We start from the raw sequence: 22971 nt of genomic DNA, 5'->3' as shown, positions 1-22971 counted from the left end.
TCACGGACCGGCCGGCCGGGTGGTTCAGCGCGGGGACGTCGCCGTGCGGCTCCGCGCGCACCCCACCGCGGCACCCGCGGACCTCGAGGGCCGGCCGCAGCGACGGCGAGCGGGCCCCGGGCGGCGCGGGTGCGGTGCGTCCTCGCCCGCGGGGGCCGTCAGGCCGTGCCGCGCCGGGGGTGCATCAGCCGCTCCATCTCCGTGGCGGCCCGCTGCTCGTTCCTGCGTTCCCTGCGCTTGGCCTTGACGGCCTTGCCCGACTTCTTCGCGGCGTGGTTGTCGTGGGGCGACTTGTCGGCCATGGGAGTGCTCCCTCGTCGACGGCCGGGACCGCTCCTCCCTACCGCTCATCGTCGCGACGCGCCAGGGTCCGCCGCGTCCCGTTCGACTCCGATGCGAGACCGGTGCCTATACTTCGAGACGAACAGGTATATACCCGATCGGGGGCAGCGCGGTGACGAAGCGGTTGATCGACCTCGACGACGAGTTGCTGGCCCGGGCGCAGCGCGAACTGCACACCAGCGGCATCTCGGACACGGTCCGGGCAGCGTTGCAGCAGGCCGCGAGCGCGGCCGCACGGGCCCGGCAGGTGCGCTGGCTGCGGGAGGGCGGCCTGGAGGAGATGGCCGATCCCGCTCAGCGGGCAGACGTGTGGCGGTGATCGCCCGCTTCCTGATCGACACCAGCGCGGCGGCCCGGATGCGGCTGCCCGTCGTCGCGGAGCGGTTGGAGCCACTCATCACCGGCGGCCTGGTGGCCACCTGCGCGCCCCTGGACGCCGAGGCGCTCTTCAGTGCCCGCAGCCCGGGGGAGTACGAGGAGATCCGCGCCGACCGCCGCGCCGCCTACGAGTACCTGCCCACCGACGACGAGCACTGGCAGCGCGCGTTCGACGCGCAACGGGAGCTGGCCCGCACCGGACGACACCGGGCGGTGGGCATCGCCGACCTGCTGACCGCCGTCCTCGCGGCCGAGCACGGGATGACCGTCCTGCACTACGACGCGGACTTCGAGATCGCCGCCGACGTGCTGGACTTCGCCCACCGGTGGGTCCTGCCGCGGGGGAGCCTGTAGCCGCGCGACACCCGCGGCGTGTGTGGCGTTCCGTGCCGGCCCCGTCCGCGGGTACCCGGTCCCCCGGACGCGCGAACGCCCCGGCCCGCGGGTGCGGGCCGGGGCGTCCGAGCGGGGGGACTACTTCACGTCGAAGCGGTCGAGCTCCATGACCTTGACCCACGCCGAGACGAAGTCCTGCACGAACTTCTCCTTCGCGTCGTCGGCCGAGTAGACCTCGACGATGCCGCGCAGGATCGAGTTGGAGTTGAACACCAGGTCGGCCGCGGTGGCCGTGCGCACGACGTTGCCGTCGGCGTCCAGCCCCTCGTAGACCCCCTCGGCCTCGACCGCGGTCCGCCAGGAGATGCCCAGGTCCAGCAGGTTGCGGAAGAAGTCCTGCGACAGCACGCCCGGGCGGTCGGTGAAGACGCCGTGCTGCACGCCGCCGGTGTTGGCGCCGAGGACGCGCAGGCCACCGACGAGGAGCGTCATCTCCTTGGCGGTGAGCTCCAGCATGTACGCCCGGTCGATCAGGAGCGTCTCCGGCTGGAGCTTGCTCCCGGGCGCGATCCAGTTGCGGAAGCCGTCGGCCCGCGGCTCGAGCCAGCGGAAGTTGTCGACGTCGGTCTGCTCCTGCGAGGCGTCGGTGCGACCCGGGGTGAAGGGCACGGTCACCGTCACGCCGGCGTCCGCGGCGGCCTTCTCCACCGCCGCACTGCCCCCGAGCACGATGAGGTCGGCCAGCGAGACCTTCTTGCCGGTCTGCTGCTCGAACTCGCCCTTGACCCGCTCGAGGACCGGCAGCACGTCCCGGACGCCCTCGTTGGCCGCCCAGCCGATCTGCGGCTCCAGGCGCAGCCGGGCGCCGTTGGCGCCGCCGCGCTTGTCCGTGCCGCGGTAGGAGGCGGCGGCGGACCAGGCCGTGTGCACCAGCTGCGAGACGGTCAGCCCGGAGGCGAGCAGCCGCTGCTTGAGGTCGGCGATCTCCGCCTCGCCCACGAGCTCGTGGTCGACGGCCGGGACCGGGTCCTGCCAGATGAGGTCCTCGGCCGGCACGTCCGGGCCGAGGTAGCGGACCTTCGGGCCCATGTCGCGGTGCAGCAGCTTGAACCAGGCGCGGGCGTACTGGTCGGCGAAGTACTCCGGGTCGTTGCGGAAGCGCTCGGCGTACGCGCGCAGCTCCGGGTCGACCTTGAGCGCCATGTCCGCCGTGGACATCATCGGCGGGTTCTTCTTGCCCTCGATGTGCGCGTCGGGGACGAGCTCCTGCGCCTCGGGGTTGGACGGCTGCCACTGCTTGGCGCCGGCCGGGCTCTCGACGAGCTCCCAGTCGTAGCCGAACAGGGTCTCCCAGTAGGAGTTGTCCCACGTGGTGGGCGTCGGGGTCCAGGCGCCCTCGAGGCCGCTGGTGATGGTGTCGGCGCCCTTGCCGGTGCCGTGCTGGCTGATCCAGCCGAGCCCGTTGCCGTGGACCGGGCAGCCCTCCGGCTCGGGGCCGACGAGCTCGGGGTTGCCGGCGCCGTGGGTCTTGCCGAAGGTGTGGCCACCGCCGATGAGGGCGACGGTCTCCTCGTCGGTCATGCCCATCCGGCGGAAGGTCACCTTGATGTCGTGGGCCGAGGCGAGCGGGTCGGGCTGGCCCTTCGGGCCCTCGGGGTTGACGTAGATCAGCCCCATGGTCACGTTCGCCAGGGGGCCCTCGTCCAGGTCGAGCGGCTCGTCGCCGGCGTAGCGCTCGTCACCGAGCCAGGTGTCCTCCGGACCCCAGAAGATCTCGCCGGGCTGCCAGTTGTCCTGGCGGCCGAAGGCGAAGCCGAAGGTCGGCAGGCCCATGTCGTCGTGCGCGACGTTGCCGGCGAGGAGGAGCAGGTCGGCCCAGGACAGCTTGCGGCCGTACTTCTGCTTGACCGGCAGCAGCAGGCGGCGGGCCTTGTCCAGGTTCGCGTTGTCCGGCCAGCTGTTGAGCGGGGCGAAGCGCTGCCCGCCCTCGCCGCCCCCGCCGCGGCCGTCGGCGATGCGGTAGGTGCCGGCGGCGTGCCACGACATGCGGATGAACAGCGGGCCGTAGTGGCCCCAGTCGGCCGGCCACCAGTCCTGCGAGGTGCGCATGACCTCGACGATGTCGCGCTTGACCGCCTCGACGTCGAGCGTGGCGACCTCGGTCCGGTAGTCGAAGTCCGCGCCGAGCGGGTCGGAGTCCTTGGAGGGCTTGTTCAGCACCGACAGGTCGACCTGGTTCGGCCACCAGTCCCGGTTGCTCTGCGGCCGCCGGTTGGTGACCTGGGTCGGCGAGGGGATCGCCGGGTTCTCGCTCTCGCTGGTGCTCTCGCTCTGGTTCTTGTCGATCTCGTTGGTCACGACGTACCTCTCTGTGTGGTGCGGGGTGAGGGGGCGGGAGCAGGGCCGGCTGCACAGGACGCGCAGCGTCCCCAGAACACGACCTCAGCCTCGTCGATGACGAAGCCGGCGTCGGCGGAGGGGGTCAGGCAGGGTGCGGCGCCGATCGCGCAGTCGACGTCGACGATCGCGCCGCACTCGCGGCAGACGAGGTGGTGGTGGTTGTCGCCGACACGGGCCTCGTAGCGGGCATCGGAGCCCTCCGGCTGGATGCGCCGCACGAGGCCGGTGCCCACGAGCGCCTGCAGCACGTCGTACACCGCCTGGTGCGACACCGCACCGAGGCGGGCACGCGCCGCGGTGATCAGCGACTTGGTGTCGAGGTGCGGCTGCGCGTGGACGGCGTCCAGCACGGCGAGGCGCGGTCGGGTCACCCGCAGACCGGCCGCGCGCAGAGTGCGCTCGAGGTCTGCGGTGTCCGGCACGAGGCCATCTTGGTGCCTCTTCCTTGACCGAGTCAAGAAACGACGCCGCCGTGGTCGGCCGTGTGGCCCCGCCATCGCTCCGCGGTGCTCCGGTGCCTCCGGCGCCGCCCGCGGGCGAGGACCGCCGGTCAGGACCCGCGGGTGCGTGCCGCGGCTGTGTCACCACGCCCGGTGGGCGGGACGGTCCGGCACTCCGGAGGATCCGGCGGGACGACGGCACCGATCGCTGCGGCCAGCGTGCCCCTGAGCGCGGCGTCACGCCGTGGCCCGGCGAGCCCTGCCAACGCGCCGACCGACACCTCCAGGCGACGGCGGCCGGTCCCCAGCCGGTACAGGGGATCCAGCAGCCGGGCCAGCCCGGCGCGCGCTCCGCTGCCGGTGACGCGGGCGCACCGCTGCTCGGCGCGGTCGAGGTGCCGGTCCAGGGCCCCCGGGTCCGCCGCTGCCGCCCGGGCAGCCCGCACGGTGGCGCGGACGACGGCGGCGGTCCGGCGGGCGTCGGCGGAGGGGCCTGTCGCAGCCAGGGCCGGGGCGAAGGCCGCGAGCAGCGGCCGGCCGTCGTCGCTGGTGGCGTCGTTCACCAGCCGGGCCAGTGCGGCCAGCGTGGGGTCGGTGCAGCGCGGGTGGTCGCCGAAGGCCGTCCCGGCGAGGACGGAGACGTACTCCATGAGACAGGCGCCGTCCTCCGGTGACAGGTGACACCCCGCCTGGAGCTGAGGGAGCCCGTCGGGTACGACGGGGCGATCCGTCCTTCTCGTCATCGGACCACCACCAGGTCAGGTCGTGAGGACGACCGCACGTCCGGAGCCGCGGCGCGGCCCCGATGTGTCGGGATGCCGGCGTGCACAGCCTTCCCCGGTGCGTCCGGTCGCACGTCCCCCGCGCCGGATGAGTCCCGACCGTGGCCGCTCGGACGGCCGACGGGAGCTGCCGCACGGCCGGGGTCCCGGGTGAGCCGGTCGTTCCACGGATCCGCCGTCGTGGGCTCGAGAGAGCCGCTCGTCCTCACCGGGTGCTGTGCCCCGTCCGGCGATCGCCACCCTGCAGGCCCTGGGGTGCCGGGCTCGTCCGGCGCGGCGCGGGAGCCCCGGGCGTCCGGGAGGAGTGCGTGATGGGGGGTCGCCGTCCTCTCCGTCCGGACCGGGACCTGATCGTCGCCTGAGGTCGGTGCCGCCGACGCGGGCGCCCGACGTCGGCACTCCCCGTGGGGCGGACGGCCGCGGTCGTGGCCGGTCCCCTGCGTGGGCAGGAGGTCGATCGCCCGCGGGAGAGGGCTTCGCGATCGCGAGGCGGGAGGCGTCCGGGCGATCGATCAGGTGCCGACGGACGCCTCCGCCGCGAGCAGCTCGACGGGGTCACCGACGCGAACCGGCCCCGGCTGCTCGATCGTGGCGTACACGCCGAAGACGACCTTGCCGCCGTCCGGGAGGTGGGCGACCGGCGTGGTGAGGTCTGCGGCCAGCTCGCCGCGGTAGCGCGCGATGGCCTTGAGGGTGCTGAAGTCCACCACTCCGCTGTCGGGGTTCTCGTTGGTGACCACGCAGCGGGGGACGGGGCCGACCACCCGCACCGTGGCGCCTCCCAGCCGGACACGTCGGCCGGCCCAGGTGTCCTCCTCGTGCACCCCGCACCCGTCGACCTCGACCAGCATGCGGAACCGCCGGTGGTCCAGGCGCTCGCCGCCGGGGGCCACGCTGCGCAGGTGCTCGATGGTGGCCGAGGAGACCAGGGTCACCGGGTGCACGTCGACCGCGGCACCGGGGGTGTCGGCGGCCACCAGGTGGACCGGCGCGCCGACGAACTCGGTCAGCGCCGACGACCACGGGCCGGTCACCAGGCGACCGGCGACGTCGCGCCCGTAGAAGTCGGTGACGACCGCCTCGCCCAGCTCGGTCGTCCCCCGCACCGGCTCACGCCCGGGGATCTGCAGGGACAGCTCCCGGCGCTGGTCGTCGTACTGAGCGGTGAGCCGGACCAACGGTCCGTGGTGCTTGCCGTTGAACAGCCGGCCCCGGGCGTCGACGAGGTGGAAGCGCCGGTTGTCCTCGACGCCGTTCCCGGTGAACACCAGGCTGGTCGGGTGGTGCAGGGCGGTGCCCTTGACGGGGGTCGTCGAGAAGCGCGAGACGACGGGCATGGGTCTCCATCCGGTCGGGCGTGGCGGCACCGAGCGTAAGGAGCGGGGAGTGGAGCCGCGCGACGCCCCGGTCCCCAGCGGCGCCGGGCACGCGGAGGACCGCACCCGGGCCGGAGGCGTTGATGCGCCGACCCGCGGGGAGGACGCTCCAGCCATGACGACTGCCAAGGAGAAGGCGTCGGTCGAGGAGGCTCCGCGGTCGACCGCCCGAGTGAGCACCAAGTACTACGAGCGCGAGCTGGTCCGGCTGCAGGTGGAGCTGGTCAAGCAGCAGGAGTTCATCCGGGCCGAGGGCCTGCGGGTGGTCCTGCTCTTCGAAGGCCGCGACGCCGCCGGCAAGGGAGGGGCGATCCAGCGCATCACCGAGCCGCTCAACCCCCGCTACGCCCGGGTGGTCGCCCTCCCCGCGCCGACCGACCGCGAGCGGGGGCAGTGGTACTTCCAGCGCTACGTGCCCCACCTGCCGGCCCGCGGTGAGATGGTCCTGTTCGACCGCTCCTGGTACAACCGCGCCGGCGTGGAGCGGGTCATGGGCTTCTGCACCGACGAGGAGTACTGGGAGTTCCTGCGTTCCTGTCCGGAGTTCGAGCGGATGCTGGTCCGCAGCGGCATCCAGCTGGTCAAGTACTGGTTCTCGGTCAGCGACTCCGAGCAGGAGCGGCGTTTCCAGCAGCGCCTGACCGACCCGACGAAGCGCTGGAAGCTCAGTCCGATGGACCTCGAGGCGCGCAACCGCTGGGTGGACTTCTCCCGCGCGAAGGACGCGATGCTGGCCGCCACGGACATCCCCGAGGCGCCGTGGTGGGTGGTGGAGGCCGAGGTCAAGAAGCGTGCCCGCCTCAACGTGATCAACCACCTGCTCGCGCAGGTGCCGTACGAGGACCTCACCCCCGAGCCGCCCCGGCTGCCGCCCCGGCCACCGGTGCGCTCGGACTACGTCCGGCCGCCCAAGGAGAGCCAGCACTTCGTGCCCGACGTCGTCCCCGGCTGATCGACCGCCCGCCGCCGGCAGCACTGGCTCGGCGGCTGACCGTCGACCGAGCGCTCCCGCCCGTGCTGCCGGCGGCTCACCGCGGGGCCACCCGGAAGACGGGCCAGCCGATCTCGGTGCGCCAGGCGGCCGGGTCGGTCGTGTCGCGGGGACCGACCAGGTAGGTCTCGCGCACCGGCCCCGCGACGGCGAGTGCGTTGGCCACCACCCAGGCGCCGAGTTCCCCGTAGGTGACGTCGATGTCGTCGTGCTGCCCGACGTGGGTGGTGACGGCCAACTCGACGGCCGGCAGGGTCACGGGGTGGACCCGCCCGCTGCGCGGCGGCTCCGGCGTCGGCAGGTACAGGAGCAGGTGTCCCCGGCCGGCCTCGAACAGCGCGTTGTCGTACAGGCCGCCCGGGACGCCGGTCGGTCCGCCGACCGCCGCATCGAGCTCGGCCATGGCGCCGGAGTACCAGGCGAGCACGTCCTCGTGGTCGACGTCGTCCTCGACGGCGGCCACCGTGCTCGCCGGCACCGCGCGGAGCTCGACGTCCAGGGGAGGGGGTTCCGGCTGCAGCAGTCGGCGCAGGGACGCCACGGCGGCGCGGGTCCGGTCCAGCTCCGACTCGAGGCGCGCCAGGTGCTCGGCCACGAGCGCGCCGCGGGCGCTCGGGTCGGGGAGGCGGAGGAAACGCTGGACGTCGGGCAGCGGGACGTCGAGCGTGCGCAGGCGGTGGATGACCTGGGCGGTCGGGATCTGGTCCGCGCTGTAGTAGCGGTAACCGCTCGCGGGGTCCACGGTCGCGGGCTCGAGCAGCCCGGCGTCGTGGTAGCGGCGGAGCGTGCGCACGCTCAGATGGGTCAGCCGGGAGAACTCGCCGATCGCCAGCACGCGAGCACTGTGCACCCTCTCCCCGGGGGAGGGTCCAGTGCTTGACCCTCCCGGTGCGGGAGGCCGCACCGTCGGGACATGACCACACCGACCAGCATCCAGCCCAGCGAGCTCCCTGCCACGCTCCGCGACTTCCTCGACGCCCACGCGGCCCGCGACGTCGACGCCGCCATCCGCGCCTTCACCCCTGCGGCCGTGGTCGTCGACCAGGGTCAGACCTTCCGGGGGAGCGGCGAGGTCCTCGACTTCCTGCGCAACGCCGGAGCCGAGTTCACGTACACGACCGAACTCGTCGGCGCACAGCGCGTCGACGGGACACGGTGGGTGGCCGTCAACCGCCTGGAAGGGGACTTCCCCGGCGGCGTCGCGGAGCTGCAGTACCGCTTCGCGCTGGACGGCGGCCTCATCGCCGAGCTGGTCATCGCCCCCTGAGCGGGAGGCCTCCCGCGCGCCGCAGTCTCCCGGCTGCGGCGTCGGACCGGGGCCCGCCCCGTCGCGAGACGCCATCGGGCGGGACGGGCCCCGCACCCGGTCCCGGAGCCAGGATGCCCGCGCTCGAGGCAACGGCGACGGTGCTGCCCACATGCCCCCAGCTGACCGGCAGCCGATGGGGGACCGACGAGGTGGGACCCGCGGCGAGCGCCGCGGGTCCCGTCCCTCGTATCTGCGGTCCAGGTCAGCTGCGGGCGGTCAGCGCCAGCCGGGCGAGCGGGATCAGGGCCACACCCTGCACGAGCGCCCCGACGACGCTCACGGCGTTCGGGAACTCGCCGCTGGCGAGCACGAAGCCGACGACGGTCACGACCGAAGGCCACCAGCCGATCTCTCGGCGCGAGCGGTGCATGGCCACGGCGAGCGCGACGGTGCCGAGGATGGCGCACACGAGCAGCAGCCCGACCGGGTTGATGATCGCCTCCTGCAGGCGGATGAAGGCGGCGACACCGCCGGGCAGGACCGTGCCGTCCTCGACCAGAGCGAGCGCGGCCAGCCGCAGGCCCACGAACACGCCTCCGCCGATCGCACCCAGCGTGAGCAGTGCCGCGGACACCGCCGAGACGATCGGCGCGGTCCGCCGGAGCGTGACCGCAGCGAGCGCCCCGATCGCCACCATCGACGTCATCGCGACGCTGTAGGACACCGTCGACGCCATCATCGCGCCGCTGTCGGATGCGACGGCCGTCAGGTACACCGCGGCGTCCTGGCGCGGCAGGCCGGCGCTGTTGAGCGCGTACTGCAGGGCCAGCGCGACGGGGGACACGAGAGCGGCGCCGGCGAGGGCGCCTCGCCGCCACCTCGGGGCCCGGTGTGCGCGTCCGGCGGTCGTGGCGTCGGCGGCCGCCCCGTCACCGGTGAGGACCGCGTGGTCGGGTGCGGTGAAGTCGGAGCTCATCCGGATCTCGGTCGTGGGGGCAGGCGTGCTGGTGTGCTGCGTCATGGGAGTCCTCCGCGTCGTCTCGGCGGCGGGGGTGCCGCGGGAGCCGACCGAAGACTCACGGCGGCGACGTCCTGCCGTCATCGGACGCCGGTCCCGATCGGGTGGCAGGACCGTCGTCCCTGCCGCCCGGGACGCCGTCTGCTGAGAACATCCGGTCATGCACCCGGGCTCCCCGAACGGCGGTCACCGTGGACGTCGGTCGCGCTGGCCGGCGACGGCCGGTGGCGCAGCGTGCGTCGGGCTGGCCCTCGCCACCCTGCTGCTCCAGGTGGTTCCGTCGGACGGGCCGGAGTACTCCGCGGGTGGCGCGTTGCGCGGCGTGATCGCCGGCATCGCGTACGGCACGCTCGGTGCTGTGGTCGCGGCGCGGGTGCCGCGCACGCCCGTCGGCTGGCTGATGATCGGCGTCGGTCTGAGCAACGCGGTCTCGTCGTTCAGCGGGTCGCTGGCGCACCTGCTGCTCACCGGGGCTCCCGGTCACGAGGTGGGGGCGGCGCTGTACTGGATCGCCACGTTCACGTGGGTGCCCGGGTACACGCTCGTCCCTTCGGTGCTCCTGCTGTTCCTGCCGTCCGGGGCGCTGCCGTCCCCGCGATGGCGCTGGGTGGCCCGGGTCGCCGTGGTGGCCACGGTGACGGCCACGACGGCCTGGGCCGTGACGCCGTACGGGCAGCGGGACATCGCGCCGCCGGCGTCCTACGGGCCGATCGAGAACCCGGTGGGCGTCGACGGCGCGTGGACCGTGGTGAGCGCGACCCTGCCGGTCGTGGTGCTCGGTGCGCTGCTCGGCGTCGCGTCGCTCGCGGTCCGCCTGCGGCGCAGCTCGGAGCGGGAGCGGGACCACGTCCTCCTCGTGGCCGCCGGCGCGCTCGCGACCCTGGCGCTGCTCGTCGCGGGGTGGGTCCTGCCGGTCGCGTCGGCTGCGTTCGTCGCCGCGGCGATGGTGCCGCTGCCCGCCGCCGTCACCTACGCGATGGTGCGCCGCCGGCTGTGGGACGTCGACGTCGTGGTGAACCGTGCTCTCGTGTACGGGGCGTTGACCGTGCTGACCCTGGCGGCGTACGGCGGGCTGCTGGCGGTGCTGACCGGAGCGGCGCAGCGGGTGACCGATGACTGGGACCTGCTGTTGTTCGTCCTCGCGGCGATGGCGGTGCAGCCGCTGAAGGACCGCGTGCAGCGGGCGGTGAACCGGCTGCTGTACGGCCAGGCCGACGAGCCGTACGCGGGGCTGACGCGGCTGGGCGAGCGACTGGCGACGGCGACCTCGCCCAGCACGGTCCTGCCGACCGTCGTGGAGGTGGTCGCGCGCACGCTGCTCCTCCCGTATGCCGAGCTGCGCGTCGCCCAGCACGGTGCGGTGGTGCACGGACGGCGCGACCCGCAGGCGGAGACCCTGACCGTGCCGCTCGTCTACTCGGGGCGTTCGGTCGGCGAGCTCGTCGTCGCCGTGCCGGCGGGCGGGCTCGGCGAGCGCGGGCTCCGGCTGCTGGAGGAGCTGGCCCGCCACACCGCGGTGGCGGCGCACGCCACACGGCTGCAGGCGGAGCTGCACCGCTCCCGGGAGCACATCGTGACGTCGCGGGAGGAGGAACGCCGGCGGCTACGGCACGACCTGCACGACGACCTGGGGCCCGGCCTGGCCGCCACGGCGATGCAGCTGGACGTGGCCGCCGACCTCGTGCACACCGATCCCGATCGAGCCGCGGCGGTCCTGGAGGCCGCTGCGGAGTACCTGCGGGACAGCGTCGCCGACGTCCGGCGCATCGTGGACGACCTGCGGCCGGCGGCCCTCGACGACCTCGGCCTGCTCTCGGCGGTGGAGGAGCTGGCGGAGCGGCTGCGCACCGGCGGCATCGCCGTGACCGTCACCGAACAAGGCCGGCTGACCGGGCTGTCGGCGGCGGCCGAGGTGGCGGCTTACCGGATCACCGCGGAGGCGCTGGCCAACGTGGCGAAGCACTCCGGGGCGCGGCGCGTCGACGTCCGAGTCGGTTCCGACGATGGCACGGTCACCGTGCGGGTGGCCGACGACGGCGTCGGGCTGCCCGTGCAGGCGACGGCGGGGGTGGGTCTCACCTCGATGCACCAACGCGCCACCGAGCTGGGCGGGACGTGCACGGTCACCGGCAGCAGCGACGGGACGACGGTCGTGGCGACCCTGCCGGCGGACCTGCCGGCGCAGCCGTCCCCGGAGCGGCTCGCGGACGTGGCGACGTGACGAGGCAACTGTCGGTCCTCGTCGCGGACGACCATCCGATGTTCCGGGAAGGCATCGCCGCGCTCGTCGACGCGCTGCCGTGGGCACGCGTCGTCGCCCAGGCGGCGGACGGTGACGAGGCGGTCGCGCTGGCCGTCGCCGAGCGGCCCGACGTCGTCCTCATGGATCTGCACATGCCGGGCACCAACGGGCTCGACGCGATCCGGACCCTGGCAGCCGAGCTCCCCTCGGCGGCCTGCCTGGTGCTCACGATGGTGGAGAACGACGACACGGTCGCGGCGGCGCTCCGCGCGGGCGCGCGCGGATACCTGCTCAAGGGGGCGAGCCGGCAGGAGATCACGCGCGCCCTCGAGGCCGTCGGGCACGGCGAGGTCATCCTCGGCGCGGCGGTCGGTCCGGCCGTGCTCACCCGGCTCATGACCCGCACCGCGCGGTTGACGCCGTTCCCGCAGCTGACCGAGCGCGAGAACGAGGTGCTCGACCTGGTCGCCCGCGGCCTGAGCAACGGAGAGATCGCCCGCCGCCTGTACCTGTCGGAGAAGACCGTTCGCAACGTCGTGTCGACGGTGCTCACCAAGTTGCCCGCGGAGTCCCGCCCGCAGGCGATCGCGATGGCGCGCGACGCGGGGCTGGGCGGGGCGGAGCTGCCCTGAGGGCGTGACCCGGCGGGAGCCTCGCCAGGTCGCGTGACCGGTCCCGCGGCCGGCCTGGACGGGCGGTGGAGCGACAGCGCAGACACCAGATGACGACTGCCTCCACGGCAGCTGCAGCTGGAGGTGCAGCCGCGCCGCCCGCTCGTGTCGATCAGAGGTCAGAAACGGCCGCGGTACAACGAGCAGCCGGCGCACACCGGGGGTGGGTCGTCGGTGAGCAGAGCAGTGCGGAACTCCGCATACGCTTCGCCGGTCCAGATCTCGGCGAGGTCGGCATCGGCCAGGCTCCCCATCGAGATCCGGTCATCACCCATGACCATGCAGCACGGCTGGACCGTGCCGGAGCTCGTGATGTAGGCCGCGTCCCACGGCCAGGTGCAGCCGGGCTCGCCGGGTTGCCGGACCGGCGGCTGCCCGTCCGGAGCGGGTAGCCGCAGGCGCACACCGCAGCGCTCGGCCTGCTCCCGGGCCGCCGCGAAGACGGTTGCGACGTCGGCCGGAGCGACGTGCTCCAGGGACTCGGCGCGGGCGAACGCCCGGATCTCGGCGTAGCCGCCTGCCGGATCGGTGTCCCCGAAGTCGTGCGACAGACCTTGCACGTGCAGTTCGTCGATCTCCCACTCGGCGAGCAGCCGCACGAGGTCGGGCAGTTCGTGCAGGTTGCGTCGCATGGCCACGAACACCACCCGCACCCACGGCTCGTCCGACCCGGCCGCCCGCTTCGCCGCCTGCAGACCGCGCAGGTTCCGGGCGACCCTGTCGAACTCCGCCCCGGCCCGGATGTCCTCGTGGGTCTCGGCGGTGGCGCCGTCGAGGGACACGTGCAGCCAGTCCAGCCCGAGCGCGACGAGGCGTTCCGCTCGATCGCGCGTCAGCAGCATCGCGTTGCTGTTGAACCCGACCTCGATGCCCCGCTCCTTGGCATGGGCGACCATCGCCAGCAGGTGGGGCTGCAGCAGCGGCTCACCGAGCCCCTGCAGGGTCAGTCGCGCCAGCCCGGGGGTGCCGTCCACCAGTCGCCGGAACAGTTCGATGGGCATCGCGCCCTCGGCCCGGTTGACCGCCGGTCGGTAGCTGACCAGGCACATGGCGCACGACAGGTTGCACGCCGAGGTCACCTCCAACTGCAGGTGACGCGGCAGAGGAGGCGAACTGAGGGACCGGGGGGCGCTGGGCATGTCTGAGCGCCTTTCTCGCCACGAGACCGTCGACTCGGCGGTCGAAGCTACCGCTGCCTCTCCCCGGGCGCTGTGTGAACGGAGCTCACGTCCCACCACTGGCACACGACACGTGCGCACACGGCTGGGGGCACCCTCACGGATCGCGCCGCGGCGTCCCGACCGGTAGGACGGGGAGCGGGACGCCGCGGGCGGCCTGACCCATCTCCGACGAAGCGAGGGCCCACGTGACCGCCCCGAGACTGGACACCGCTCCGTGGCTGATCCGCGAGCCGCACGTGGATCCCGGGACGCTCGCCGTCACCGAGTCCCTCTTCAGCCTCTGCAACGGCTACGTCGGGATCCGGGGAACGCTCGACGAGGTCGAGCCCAGCGGCATGCGCGGCACCTACCTGTCCGGGGTCCACGAGACCCATCCGCTGTCCTATCCAGAGGGCGGCTACGGGCACCCCCAGGAGGGGCAGGCGCTGCTGACCGTCGCCGACGGCACGCCGCTGCGCCTGCTGGTCGACGGTCTCCCGCTCGACGTGCGCGAGGTCCGGCCGCAGGTCCACCAGCGCACCCTCGACCTGCGCGCCGGCACGCTCGACCGCCGCGTGCGCTGGACCGCGCTGTCGGGCACGACGATGGAGGTGTCCTCGCAGCGGCTCGTCTCCCTCGTCGAGCGGTCGGTGTGCGCGGTGCGGTACGAGGTCCGCGCGGTGGACGGGCCCGCGCACGTCGTCGTGCGGTCCGAGCTCGCCGCGGGGGAGGTGACCCCCACGGGCGTGGAGAACGACGACCCGCGCGTCGCGGAGTGCCTGGACGAGGCCTTCGAGCCGCGCGCCCAGATCCGCTCCGAGCACGGTGGCGCCCTGGTGGAGCGGACGCGTCGATCGGGCATCACGATCGCCACCGCGGTCGGCCACGAGGTCGACGGCGGGCGGGTCACCTCCTCCGTCGACGAACAGCACGTCGTCGTCACGGCCGCGGCCGACCTGCTCCCCGGGCAGAGCCTCACGATCGTCAAGGCCCTCGGGTACAGCTGGTCCTACGACGCCGGGTCCGACTCCGTCCTCGCGGAGGCCTCGGCAGCCGTGAGCTCCGCCCTCGACCTGGGGTGGGACGGCCTGCTCGCCGCCCAGCGCGCCGCGCTCGACGAGCTGTGGACGACGGCGGACGTGGAGGTCGACGGCGATCCCGAGCTCCAGCAGGCGCTGCGCTACGCCGTCTTCCAGCTGTTCTGCTCCGCCGCCTGCATCTCGCAGGCCCCCATCGGCGCCAAGGGCCTGACCGGTATGGGCTACAGCGGCCACACCTTCTGGGACGTCGAGGGGTTCGTCCTGCCCGCTCTGACGCTGCTCCGCCCGGACGCGGCGGCCCGCCTCCTGCGGTGGCGCTCCGGCACGCTCGACTCCGCCCGGGAGCGCGCCGCGACGCTGGGACTGACGGGGGCTGCCTTCGCGTGGCGCACCATCAGCGGCCCCGAGGTCTCCGCGTACTGGCCCGCGAGCACGGCGGCGATGCACGTCAACGCCGACATCTCCCGCGCCTTCTGGCTCTACCAGAACGTCACGGGCCGGGACCTCGCCTCCGTGGGAGGGCTGGCGGTGCTCGTCGAGACGGCCCGGTTGTGGATGTCGATCGGCCACGAGGACGCGGCCGGCGGCTGGCACCTGTTCGGCATGACGGGGCCGGACGAGTACACCGGGGTGGTCGACGACAACGTCTTCACCAACCTCATGGCCCGGGCCAACCTCCGGCGCGCCGCCGACGCGTGCCGGCGACACCAGGAGCGCGCCGCGGAGCTCGGGGTGGACTCCACCGAGACCTCCGCCTGGCGGGCCGCGGCGGACGCCGTGCACGTCCCGTGGGACGAGGGCCTGCGAGTGCACCCGTCGAACGCGAACTTCACCACCTACCGGGAGTGGCCGTTCGAGGACCAGCGCGACGCCTACCCGGTCCAGGAGCACCAGCACTACGCCACGTTCTACCGGCGGCAGGTGCTCAAGCAGGCCGACCTCGTGCAGGCGCTGTGGTGGTGCCGGGACGAGTTCACCGCCGAGGAGGTGGCGCGCGACCTCGACTACTACGAGGCCCGCACCGTCCGGGACTCCTCGCTCTCGGCCGCCGTCCAGGCGGTCGTGTGCGCCCAGGCGCAGCACCCCGACCTCGCCCTGCGCTACCTGCGCGAGGCCGCCCTCGTGGACCTGCGCAACATCACCGGCGGGACCGCCGACGGGCTCCACATGGCCTCCGTGGCCGGCAGCTGGCTGGCGTTCGTCGCCGGCCTGGGCGGACTGCGCGAGGACCACGAGGACCTCGAGCTGGCGCCGCTGCTGCCGGCCTCGCTCTCGCGCACCGCCTACCGCGTCACCTGGCGCGGGCGGCTGCTGCGCGTCGAGACGACCCAGGAGGGCACCACGGTCACGCTGGTCCGCGGCGAGGAGCCGGTGACCGTCGTCGTGGACGGCGCCCGTCTGTCGGTGACGGCGGCCGCACCCGTCTGCGTGCCGCTGCGTGCGCCCTCCCCGTTGCTCGACGAGCCGAGGCAGCCGGTCGGGCGGGAACCGCGCACGTGAGGGTGTGCGTCGACCGCCGGTGCCGGCTGCGCGACGACCCGCCACGCAGACGGCTGCCGGTCCACCCCGCACCGTCGGCCGGGCCGCGACCCGGCGCGGATCGAGGCCCGACGTCGAACGCGAGATCCCGTAGAGGCTGGAGCAGGCGTGCGGCGCGGTGGGACATCTGCCCGCTGCGACAGGCATCTCGAGCTCGGAGCTCACGTGCGGCTTGCGCGGCGGGACCGTGAGAAGTGTGGCTCGACCCTCCGAGAGCGGTGACGCTCAGCGACGGTCCTACTCCTTGGCAACGATCGCATGGGCGCTGTCCCGGCCGGTCACCGGCGTCCGCGGTCACTTCATGATCTCCCGTCCCTTGCCGACCACGGTGATGCCCGCCTCGGAGACGACGAGACCACGGGCGCGGTCGTCGTCCTTGTCGACGCCGATCTCGACGCCCTCGCCGATGCGGACGTTCTTGTCGACGATCGCGTCGCGCACCACGGCCCGGCGGCCGACGTGCGTGCCGTCCAGGATCACGGACCGCTCGACGGACGCCCAGCTGTGCACGACCACGCCGGGGGAGAGCACCGACTCATGGACACAGCCGCCGGAGACGATGACGCCGTTGGACACGATGCTGCTGATCGCCCGGCCGACCCGGTCGCCGTCGTCGTGCACGAACTTCGCCGGCGGCCGGGACGGGATGTGGGTCAGGATGGGCCAGCGCTCGTTGTAGAGGTCGAACGCCGGCATCGTCGCGCAGAGGTCCATGTGGGCGTCGAAGTAGGAGTCCAGCGTGCCGACGTCCCGCCAGTAGCGCTCGGTGCCGGCCTTCTCCCCGGGGACGTCGTTGGTGTTGAAGTCGTACACCTGCGCCGCACCCTGCCCGACCAGCAGCGGGACGATGTTGCCGCCCATGTCGTGCTTGCTGTCCTCGTCGCCGGCGTCCGTACGCAGGACGTCGAGCAACGCCTCGGTGCTGAAGACGTAGTTGCCCATGGACGCGAAGGTCTCCTCGGGGCGGCCGGGCAGCGCGGGCGGATCGGCGGGCTTCTCCAGGAACGCCTCGATCCGCTGCCCGTCGTCCGCGGTCTGGATGACGCCGAAGGCAGTGGCCTCCTGGCGGGGCACGGGGATGCCGGCAACCGTCACGCCGGCGCCCCCGTCGAGGTGCTGGCGCCACATCTGCCCCGGGTCCATGCGGTACACGTGGTCGGCACCGAAGACGACGACGAGGTCGGGGCGCTCGTCGTTGATGAGGTTCAGCGACTGGAGGATCGCGTCGGCCGAGCCGGTGTACCAGCGCGGGCCGAGGCGCTGTTGCGCCGGCACCGTGGTGACGTAGTTGCCGAGCAGGTTCGACAGTCGCCACGTCGTCGTGATGTGCCGGTCGAGGCTGTGGCTCTTGTACTGCGTGAGCACAGCGATCTTGAGGATGCCGGCGTTGACGAGGTTGGACAGGGCGAAGTCGATCAGCCGATAGAGGCCGCCGAACGGTACGGCGGGCTTTGCCCGGTCCTCGGTCAACGGCGCGAGCCGTGTGCCCGCACCACCGGCCAGCACGATCCCGAGGATCCTCGGCTGCGCCATCCCACACCTCCTGAGCCGCCCGCGAGGGGCCTCGACGACCTGTCGTCCCGTGGTGGATGACCGTGTGACCCCCGGGCCTCGAGCGTGGCCTCCTGGTGAGCCGGGTCACATCATGCTCGTAGGGGCCCGCGATCGAAACCGGAGCCGGGGACACCGGTCGGGGTGACGAGGCCGCCGTTCCAGGGCTCCGGTTGGACCACCGGACGGCGACCGGCAGCCGGAGGGACACGCTGCGCCGCCGGTCTCCCCGACCGGCTTCCGGTGGCACCGGGTGCGGGGAGGGGGCAGAGTCCACAGTGCTCTGGATCACACCGCACCCACGGACCGGGGGGCGACCATGGCACTCGCGATCGGCGTGGACATCGGCGGCACCAAGGTCGCCGCCGGCCTGGTCGACGAGCAGGGCGGCATCGTCGCCAGCGCCCGGCGTGACACACCGTCGCACGACCCGGCCATGATCGAGGAGATCATCGCCGGCGTCGTCGGGGAGCTGCAGGCATCCCACGAGGTCGAGGCCGTCGGCATCGGGGCGGCCGGGTTCGTCGACGCCGCCCGGTCCACGGTGGTCTTCGCGCCCAACCTGGCCTGGCGCGACGAGCCGCTTCGCCTGAACGTCGAGAAGCGGTGCGGGCTGCCGGTCGTCGTCGAGAACGACGCCAACGCGGCGGCCTGGGCCGAGGCCCGCTTCGGTGCAGGGCGGGGGCAGCAGTACCTCGTCGTCCTCACCGTCGGGACCGGCCTCGGCGGCGGGCTGGTCATCGGCGGGGAGCTGTACCGGGGGCGGCAGGGGATCGCCGCGGAGTTCGGGCACGTGACGGTGGAACCCGGCGGACGGCGGTGCGGCTGCGGTGGCCGTGGTTGCTGGGAGCGCTACGCCAGCGGCCGGGCGCTCATCCTCGAAGCTCAGGAGCTCGCCACGGTCTCGCCGGCCATCGCCGGTCGATTGCTGGAACTGGCCGGTGGCCGGCCGGAGGCGATCACCGGGCTGCACGTCACGCGCGCCGCCCAGGATGGGGACGAGGCCGCGCTCGAGGCGTTCCGGGTGATCGGCACCTGGCTCGGTCAGGGCATGGCCGCCCTCACCGCGGTCCTGGACCCGGAGGTGTTCGTCCTCGGCGGTGGGGTCTCCGCTGCCGGGGAGCTGCTGCGCGAGCCCGCAGAGCGGTCGCTGCACGAGCGGATCACGGTGCGCGCGTACCGGCAGGTACCGGACGTACGGCTCGCCGAGTTCGGCCCCGAGGCCGGGATCGTCGGCGCGGCCGACCTGGCACGACTCCGGTGAGGCAGGACGGGGGGAGGGGACTCGCGGGGGTGTGAGACGGCACGGCCAGGCGGCACAGGGGTGTGGCGCGCGGGACAGCGGAGGGGGATCCGGTGAGCGAGCACGGTTCGTTTGATCAGCACGCGTCCATCTACGACGAGACGGACACCGGCAGCGGTCGCAGCGCGGTGCGGATCGCCTCCGTGGCCGCGCTCGGCGGATTCCTCTTCGGCTACGACAGCGCGGTCATCAACGGTGCCGTCGCCGCCGTCGAGGACCGGTTCAACGCGGCCCCCGGCCCCCTCGGCTTCGCCGTGGCCTCGGCCCTGCTCGGCGCCGCGGCCGGCGCCCTGACCGCCGGGAGGTTCGCCGACCGCTTCGGCCGGCTGTTCACCATGAAGGTGGCCGCGGTGCTGTTCTTCGTCAGCGCGCTGGTCACCGGGTTCGCGCCCAACCTGATCGTCCTGATCATCGGTCGCATCGTCGGCGGCGTCGGCGTCGGCGTGGCCTCGGTCATCGCCCCGGCCTACATCGCGGAGGTCGCGCCGGCGCGGATCCGGGGCCGACTCGGCTCGCTGCAGCAGCTGGCCATCGTCAGCGGCATCTTCCTCTCCCTGCTGGTCGATTTCGCCTTCGCGGCCGCGGCCGGGGGCTCGCGGGAGCCGTTCTGGTTCGGTCTCGAGGCGTGGCGGTGGATGTTCCTCGCCATGGCCGTCCCGGCTGTGGCCTACGGTCTGCTCACCCTGACCATCCCCGAGTCGCCGCGCTACCTCATCGCCACGCACCGGATCCCCGAGGCGCGGCGGATCCTCAGCGCCCTGCTGGGCGAGCGCGGTCTCGACATCAAGATCAATCGGATCCGGCAGACGATGGAGCGCGAGAAGCCGCCCTCCTGGGCCGACCTGCGCGCGCCACGGAGCGGGCTGCTGCCGATCGTGTGGGTGGGCCTGGGCCTGTCGGTCTTCCAGCAGTTCGTCGGGATCAACGTGATCTTCTACTACTCGAACGTCCTGTGGGAGGCCGTCGGCTTCAGCGAGGCCGACGCCTTCGTCATCACCGTGATCACCTCCGTGGTGAACATCGCGACCACCCTGATCGCGATCGCCACGGTCGACCGCTTCGGCCGCAAGCCCCTGCTGCTCATCGGCTCGGTCGGCATGGCCGTCACGCTCGGCACCCTGACGTTCATCTTCGGGACCGCACCGCTGAACGCCGAGGGCAACCCGGTGCTCTCGGGTGCGACCGGCCCGATCGCGCTGATCGCGGCGAACCTGTTCGTCGTCGCGTTCGGCATGTCCTGGGGGCCGGTGGTGTGGGTCCTGCTCGGCGAGAAGTTCCCCAACCGGATCCGCGCCGCGGCGCTGGCCTTCGCCGCCGGCGGTCAGTGGGTGGCCAACTGGCTGATCACGGTCAGCTTCCCGGTGCTGAGCGACGCGTCCCTCGGCCTGGCCTACGGCTTCTACACCGTGTGCGCGGTGCTGTCCTTCTTCTTCGTGCTGCGCTGGGTTCGGGAGACCAAGGGCGTCGAGCTGGAGGAGATGCGCGACGACGCCGGGGCGGTCCGTGGCGGTGCTGGTCACTCCGGCTGACGACGGTTCTCACGCTCGTCCCCGCACGGCGGGCGGGTCCCTGGCCCGGCGGCGGGCCGGTTCCTAGACTCCTCCCGGAGGTCGACAGGCGGAGGTCGATCACATGCGCAGGTATCTCGTCGTCGCGAACCAGACGCTCGGTGGGCGGGAGCTCCGGGAGGAGATCCGCAGGCGGGCGGTGGCGGGTGAGTCCTCGTTCTACGTGCTCGTGCCCAACACCCGCGCCGCCCACTACCACGTGGTGCCTGCGGCCGGCGGCGTCGTCCCCATGCCGAGCATGGCCACGAGCTACGGCGGGCCCGAGACCGACGAGGAGGCGACCGAGGAGGCCCGGGAGCGACTGTCTCAGATGCTGGCCGACCTCGCCGAGTCAGGAGTCGAGGCCGAGGGGCATCTGGGCAGCCCTCAGCCGCTGGCGGCCGTCGAGGAGGCGCTCAGCGACCACGAGTTCGACGAGGTCATCGTGGCGACCCTGCCCAAGCGGGTCTCGCGCTGGCTCGGTTCGGACGTCCCGCACCAGGTCGAGCGCCGCTTCGGTCTGCCGGTCACCACGGTGGTCAGTCGAGCCTGACCGGCAGACGCTGGTGCGGGCAGCACATCACCACTGTCGGACGACGTCCTGTCCGATGCCGGGCGCTGGTCACATGCGGGCGGCCGCGACCGGATCCGGGGGCGTTCCCGCCGTCGCCGGCGTCTTTGCCGCGCACGCTGCCTTCCTGCCATCGGTGACCCCTGTGTCCGGCACCCATCCCGAGGTGGCCAGGCGGGCCGCAGCTACGCGGAAGAGTTCACCAAGGCCGTTGTCGCCGTGGCCATCTCCCTTGGTCCGGTGTTCTGCCGGTCGACCGTGAGCGCGTCGTCCTCGACCGTCTTCGCCGCGTTGGTCAAGCGCACGGCGTGCGGAGTGGCGCGTCTCATGCCTGGACGCCACCGCACGGCGGCGGACGACGTCGCAATCAGGCCGACCATGAGCCCTTGCCCGGAGCCGTTCGACTATATCACGGGGGTATCACGAGGGCCTCACAGGCCCCGACAGCAGAACACCCCGGGCTCCTGACCTGCAGGAACACCGGGGTGAGGCTGTGTCCGAGGGGGGACTTGAACCCCCACGCCCGATAAAGGGCACTAGCACCTCAAGCTAGCGCGTCTGCCATTCCGCCACCCGGACGAGTGCGAGACAGAGACTACCGGACGTCCGGACGACGATCACGCACCCCCTCCCGCCGTCCGCGGGTGTCGGGCCGCCCCGCCCCTCCGGGGGACCCGGCGGACCGGTGGCACGATCGGCGCATGTCCGAGACCTCGCCCGCCCCGCTCGCCTCCGCCCAGGCCGAGGTCGCGGAACTGCTCAGTGACCTCATCCGCATCGACACGACCAACACCGGCGACACCGCCACCGGCAAGGGCGAGCGCGCCGCGGCCGAGTGGGTCGCCGGCAAGCTCGACGAGGTCGGCATCGGCAGCGTGATCCACGAGTCGGAGCGGGGCCGGGCCAGCCTGGTCGCCCGCATCCCGGGCGCCGACCGCAGCCGCCCCGCCCTGCTGGTGCACGGCCACCTGGACGTCGTCCCCGCCGACCCGGCCGAGTGGAGCGTGCACCCCTTCTCCGGGGAGGAGCGCGACGGCTACGTCTGGGGCCGGGGCGCGGTCGACATGAAGGACATGGACGCGATGGTTCTCGCGCTGGTCCGCGACTGGGCCCGCACCGGCGTGCAGCCGCCGCGCGACGTCGTGCTGGCCTACGTCGCCGACGAGGAGGCCGGCGGCCGGCTGGGCGCCCGCTTCCTCGTCGACGAGCACCCCGACCTGTTCGAGGGCTGCACCGAGGCGATCAGCGAGGTCGGCGGCTTCTCCATCACCGTCCGCGACGACCTGCGCCTCTACCTCGTGCAGACCGCCGAGAAGGGCCTGGCCTGGATGCGGCTGACCGCCGGCGGCAAGCCCGGTCACGGCTCCTTCGTGCACGACGACAACGCCGTCACCCGGCTGTGCCAGGCCGTGGCGCGGCTCGGCTCGCACCGGCTGCCCACCGTGCTGACGCCGCCGATGCGCCAGTTCCTGGCCGCCGTCGAGGACGCCTACGGCATCGAGATCGACCCCGACCAGCCGGAGGAGGCCCTCGCCCGCCTCGGCAGCATCAGTCGCATGATCGGCGCGGCGCTGCGCAACACGGTCAACCCGACGATGGTGCAGGCCGGCTACAAGGCCAACGTCATCCCGGGCACGGCCAGCGCCACCGTCGACGGCCGCTTCCTCTACGGGCAGGAGGAGGAGTTCGAGCGGCAGCTGGCGAGCCTGCTCGGCGAGGGCGTGCAGCGCGAGTGGATCGTCCACGACCAGGCCGTGGAGACGACGTTCGACGGCCCGCTGGTCGAGCAGATGGTGGCCGCCCTCCAGGCCGAGGACGACGGTGCGCGGCCGGTGCCGTTCACGATGAGCGGCGGCACCGACGCCAAGAGCTTCGAGCGCCTCGGGATGCGCTGCTTCGGGTTCTCCCCACTGCGGCTCCCGCCGGACCTCGACTTCGCCTCGCTGTTCCACGGCATCGACGAACGGGTGCCGGTCGAGTCGCTGCGGTTCGGCATCCGCGTGCTGGACCGCTTCCTGCGCGCGGCGTGATGTGA

20 protein-coding genes and 1 tRNA gene are annotated in these 22971 nt (G+C 73.2%); 11 read left to right on the top strand and 10 right to left on the bottom strand.

Translation table 11 applies throughout. The annotated features are described in order from the left end of the window. Window positions 1-158: 158 nt before the first annotated feature. The gene (locus ACI784_RS18550) at window positions 159-302 is read right to left on the bottom strand and encodes a hypothetical protein (protein ID WP_456924711.1); all 144 of its coding nucleotides are present in this window, start codon (window positions 300-302) and stop codon (window positions 159-161) included. Between the two features lie 152 nt (window positions 303-454). Between ACI784_RS18550 and ACI784_RS18545 the strand changes: the two genes are divergently transcribed. Beyond that, window positions 455-661 carry a DUF2191 domain-containing protein gene (locus ACI784_RS18545; RefSeq protein ID WP_457014461.1) on the top strand — a complete coding sequence of 69 codons (207 nt, stop codon included), beginning with the start codon at window positions 455-457 and terminating at the stop codon, window positions 659-661. Beyond that, a complete protein-coding gene (locus tag ACI784_RS18540; RefSeq protein WP_457014460.1) occupies window positions 658-1074 on the top strand; it encodes a PIN domain-containing protein in 417 nt (138 codons plus the stop codon). The genes ACI784_RS18545 and ACI784_RS18540 overlap by 4 nt, the downstream gene beginning before the upstream one ends. 120 nt (window positions 1075-1194) lie before the next feature. On the opposite strand, the gene katG is transcribed toward ACI784_RS18540, so the two are convergent. From katG to ACI784_RS18520, 4 genes are all read right to left on the bottom strand, one after another. Further along, on the bottom strand, window positions 1195-3414 hold the full coding sequence (gene katG / locus ACI784_RS18535) for a catalase/peroxidase HPI (protein ID WP_457014459.1): 2220 nt from the start codon (window positions 3412-3414) through the stop codon (window positions 1195-1197). Then, window positions 3411-3878, bottom strand: coding sequence for a Fur family transcriptional regulator (locus ACI784_RS18530; RefSeq protein ID WP_456924707.1), 468 nt, complete (start codon window positions 3876-3878; stop codon window positions 3411-3413). The genes katG and ACI784_RS18530 overlap by 4 nt, the downstream gene beginning before the upstream one ends. Window positions 3879-4006: 128 nt before the next feature. Next, on the bottom strand, window positions 4007-4546 hold the full coding sequence (locus tag ACI784_RS18525) for a hypothetical protein (RefSeq protein ID WP_457014458.1): 540 nt from the start codon (window positions 4544-4546) through the stop codon (window positions 4007-4009). A 644-nt stretch (window positions 4547-5190) separates the two neighbouring features. Then, window positions 5191-6015: an MOSC domain-containing protein gene (locus tag ACI784_RS18520; protein WP_457014457.1), complete on the bottom strand. Its 825-nt coding sequence runs from the start codon at window positions 6013-6015 to the stop codon at window positions 5191-5193. Window positions 6016-6169: 154 nt separating this feature from the next. Between ACI784_RS18520 and ppk2 the strand changes: the two genes are divergently transcribed. Further along, the gene (gene ppk2, locus ACI784_RS18515; protein ID WP_457014456.1) at window positions 6170-7006 is read left to right on the top strand and encodes a polyphosphate kinase 2; all 837 of its coding nucleotides are present in this window, start codon (window positions 6170-6172) and stop codon (window positions 7004-7006) included. A 76-nt stretch (window positions 7007-7082) separates the two neighbouring features. On the opposite strand, the gene ACI784_RS18510 is transcribed toward ppk2, so the two are convergent. Continuing rightward, complete coding sequence (locus ACI784_RS18510) at window positions 7083-7880, bottom strand: MerR family transcriptional regulator (RefSeq protein ID WP_457014455.1); 798 nt, start codon at window positions 7878-7880, stop codon at window positions 7083-7085. 78 nt (window positions 7881-7958) lie between these two features. On the opposite strand from ACI784_RS18510, the gene ACI784_RS18505 reads away from it, so the two are divergent. Further along, a complete protein-coding gene (locus tag ACI784_RS18505; protein WP_456924700.1) occupies window positions 7959-8312 on the top strand; it encodes a nuclear transport factor 2 family protein in 354 nt (117 codons plus the stop codon). A gap of 244 nt (window positions 8313-8556) precedes the next feature. Here the strand turns inward: ACI784_RS18505 and ACI784_RS18500 are convergent, their stop codons facing one another. Beyond that, window positions 8557-9315, bottom strand: coding sequence for a hypothetical protein (locus ACI784_RS18500; protein ID WP_457014454.1), 759 nt, complete (start codon window positions 9313-9315; stop codon window positions 8557-8559). Between the two features lie 268 nt (window positions 9316-9583). Between ACI784_RS18500 and ACI784_RS18495 the strand changes: the two genes are divergently transcribed. Together ACI784_RS18495 and ACI784_RS18490 are read left to right on the top strand one after the other, a co-directional pair. Next, window positions 9584-11533 (top strand): sensor histidine kinase, encoded by a 1950-nt coding sequence (locus ACI784_RS18495; protein ID WP_457014453.1) that lies wholly within the window; start codon window positions 9584-9586, stop codon window positions 11531-11533. Beyond that, window positions 11530-12186 carry a response regulator gene (locus ACI784_RS18490; RefSeq protein ID WP_457014452.1) on the top strand — a complete coding sequence of 219 codons (657 nt, stop codon included), beginning with the start codon at window positions 11530-11532 and terminating at the stop codon, window positions 12184-12186. Before ACI784_RS18495 ends, ACI784_RS18490 begins: the two co-directional genes overlap by 4 nt. Before the next feature lie 158 nt (window positions 12187-12344). Here the strand turns inward: ACI784_RS18490 and ACI784_RS18485 are convergent, their stop codons facing one another. Beyond that, on the bottom strand, window positions 12345-13304 hold the full coding sequence (locus tag ACI784_RS18485; protein WP_457014451.1) for a radical SAM protein: 960 nt from the start codon (window positions 13302-13304) through the stop codon (window positions 12345-12347). Between the two features lie 287 nt (window positions 13305-13591). Between ACI784_RS18485 and ACI784_RS18480 the strand changes: the two genes are divergently transcribed. Beyond that, a complete protein-coding gene (locus tag ACI784_RS18480) occupies window positions 13592-15925 on the top strand; it encodes a glycoside hydrolase family 65 protein (RefSeq protein WP_457014450.1) in 2334 nt (777 codons plus the stop codon). Between the two features lie 333 nt (window positions 15926-16258). Here the strand turns inward: ACI784_RS18480 and glgC are convergent, their stop codons facing one another. After that, window positions 16259-17497, bottom strand: a complete 1239-nt coding sequence (glgC, locus tag ACI784_RS18475) for a glucose-1-phosphate adenylyltransferase (RefSeq protein WP_456924692.1) — start codon at window positions 17495-17497, stop codon at window positions 16259-16261. 337 nt (window positions 17498-17834) lie between these two features. On the opposite strand from glgC, the gene ACI784_RS18470 reads away from it, so the two are divergent. From ACI784_RS18470 to ACI784_RS18460, 3 genes are all read left to right on the top strand, one after another. Then, on the top strand, window positions 17835-18779 hold the full coding sequence (locus tag ACI784_RS18470; RefSeq protein ID WP_457014449.1) for an ROK family glucokinase: 945 nt from the start codon (window positions 17835-17837) through the stop codon (window positions 18777-18779). Between the two features lie 92 nt (window positions 18780-18871). Then, complete coding sequence (locus tag ACI784_RS18465) at window positions 18872-20347, top strand: sugar porter family MFS transporter (RefSeq protein ID WP_456924690.1); 1476 nt, start codon at window positions 18872-18874, stop codon at window positions 20345-20347. Between the two features lie 103 nt (window positions 20348-20450). Further along, on the top strand, window positions 20451-20918 hold the full coding sequence (locus tag ACI784_RS18460; RefSeq protein WP_457014448.1) for a hypothetical protein: 468 nt from the start codon (window positions 20451-20453) through the stop codon (window positions 20916-20918). Between the two features lie 512 nt (window positions 20919-21430). On the opposite strand, the gene ACI784_RS18455 is transcribed toward ACI784_RS18460, so the two are convergent. Continuing rightward, window positions 21431-21515 (bottom strand) — tRNA-Leu (locus ACI784_RS18455). Window positions 21516-21637: 122 nt separating this feature from the next. Here ACI784_RS18455 and ACI784_RS18450 point away from each other — a divergent pair. Continuing rightward, window positions 21638-22966, top strand: a complete 1329-nt coding sequence (locus ACI784_RS18450; protein WP_456924688.1) for a M20/M25/M40 family metallo-hydrolase — start codon at window positions 21638-21640, stop codon at window positions 22964-22966. Window positions 22967-22971: the final 5 nt, after the last annotated feature.

This window comes from Geodermatophilus sp. SYSU D01186 (assembly GCF_054050215.1).
This window is presented reverse-complemented; position numbering and strand designations above follow the sequence as displayed.

Excerpts from the sequence above, each read along its gene's own strand:
- ACI784_RS18520 (WP_457014457.1), bottom strand. The coding sequence starts at position 6,015 with ATGCCCGTCGTCTCGCGCTTCTCGACGACCCCCGTCAAGGGCACCGCC.
- ACI784_RS18450 (WP_456924688.1), top strand. The coding sequence starts at position 21,638 with ATGTCCGAGACCTCGCCCGCCCCGCTCGCCTCCGCCCAGGCCGAGGTC.
- ACI784_RS18505 (WP_456924700.1), top strand. The coding sequence starts at position 7,959 with ATGACCACACCGACCAGCATCCAGCCCAGCGAGCTCCCTGCCACGCTC.
- ACI784_RS18525 (WP_457014458.1), bottom strand. The coding sequence starts at position 4,546 with ATGGAGTACGTCTCCGTCCTCGCCGGGACGGCCTTCGGCGACCACCCG.
- glgC (WP_456924692.1), bottom strand. The coding sequence starts at position 17,497 with ATGGCGCAGCCGAGGATCCTCGGGATCGTGCTGGCCGGTGGTGCGGGC.
- ACI784_RS18550 (WP_456924711.1), bottom strand. The coding sequence starts at position 302 with ATGGCCGACAAGTCGCCCCACGACAACCACGCCGCGAAGAAGTCGGGC.
- ppk2 (WP_457014456.1), top strand. The coding sequence starts at position 6,170 with ATGACGACTGCCAAGGAGAAGGCGTCGGTCGAGGAGGCTCCGCGGTCG.
- ACI784_RS18500 (WP_457014454.1), bottom strand. The coding sequence starts at position 9,315 with ATGACGCAGCACACCAGCACGCCTGCCCCCACGACCGAGATCCGGATG.
- ACI784_RS18470 (WP_457014449.1), top strand. The coding sequence starts at position 17,835 with ATGGCACTCGCGATCGGCGTGGACATCGGCGGCACCAAGGTCGCCGCC.
- ACI784_RS18460 (WP_457014448.1), top strand. The coding sequence starts at position 20,451 with ATGCGCAGGTATCTCGTCGTCGCGAACCAGACGCTCGGTGGGCGGGAG.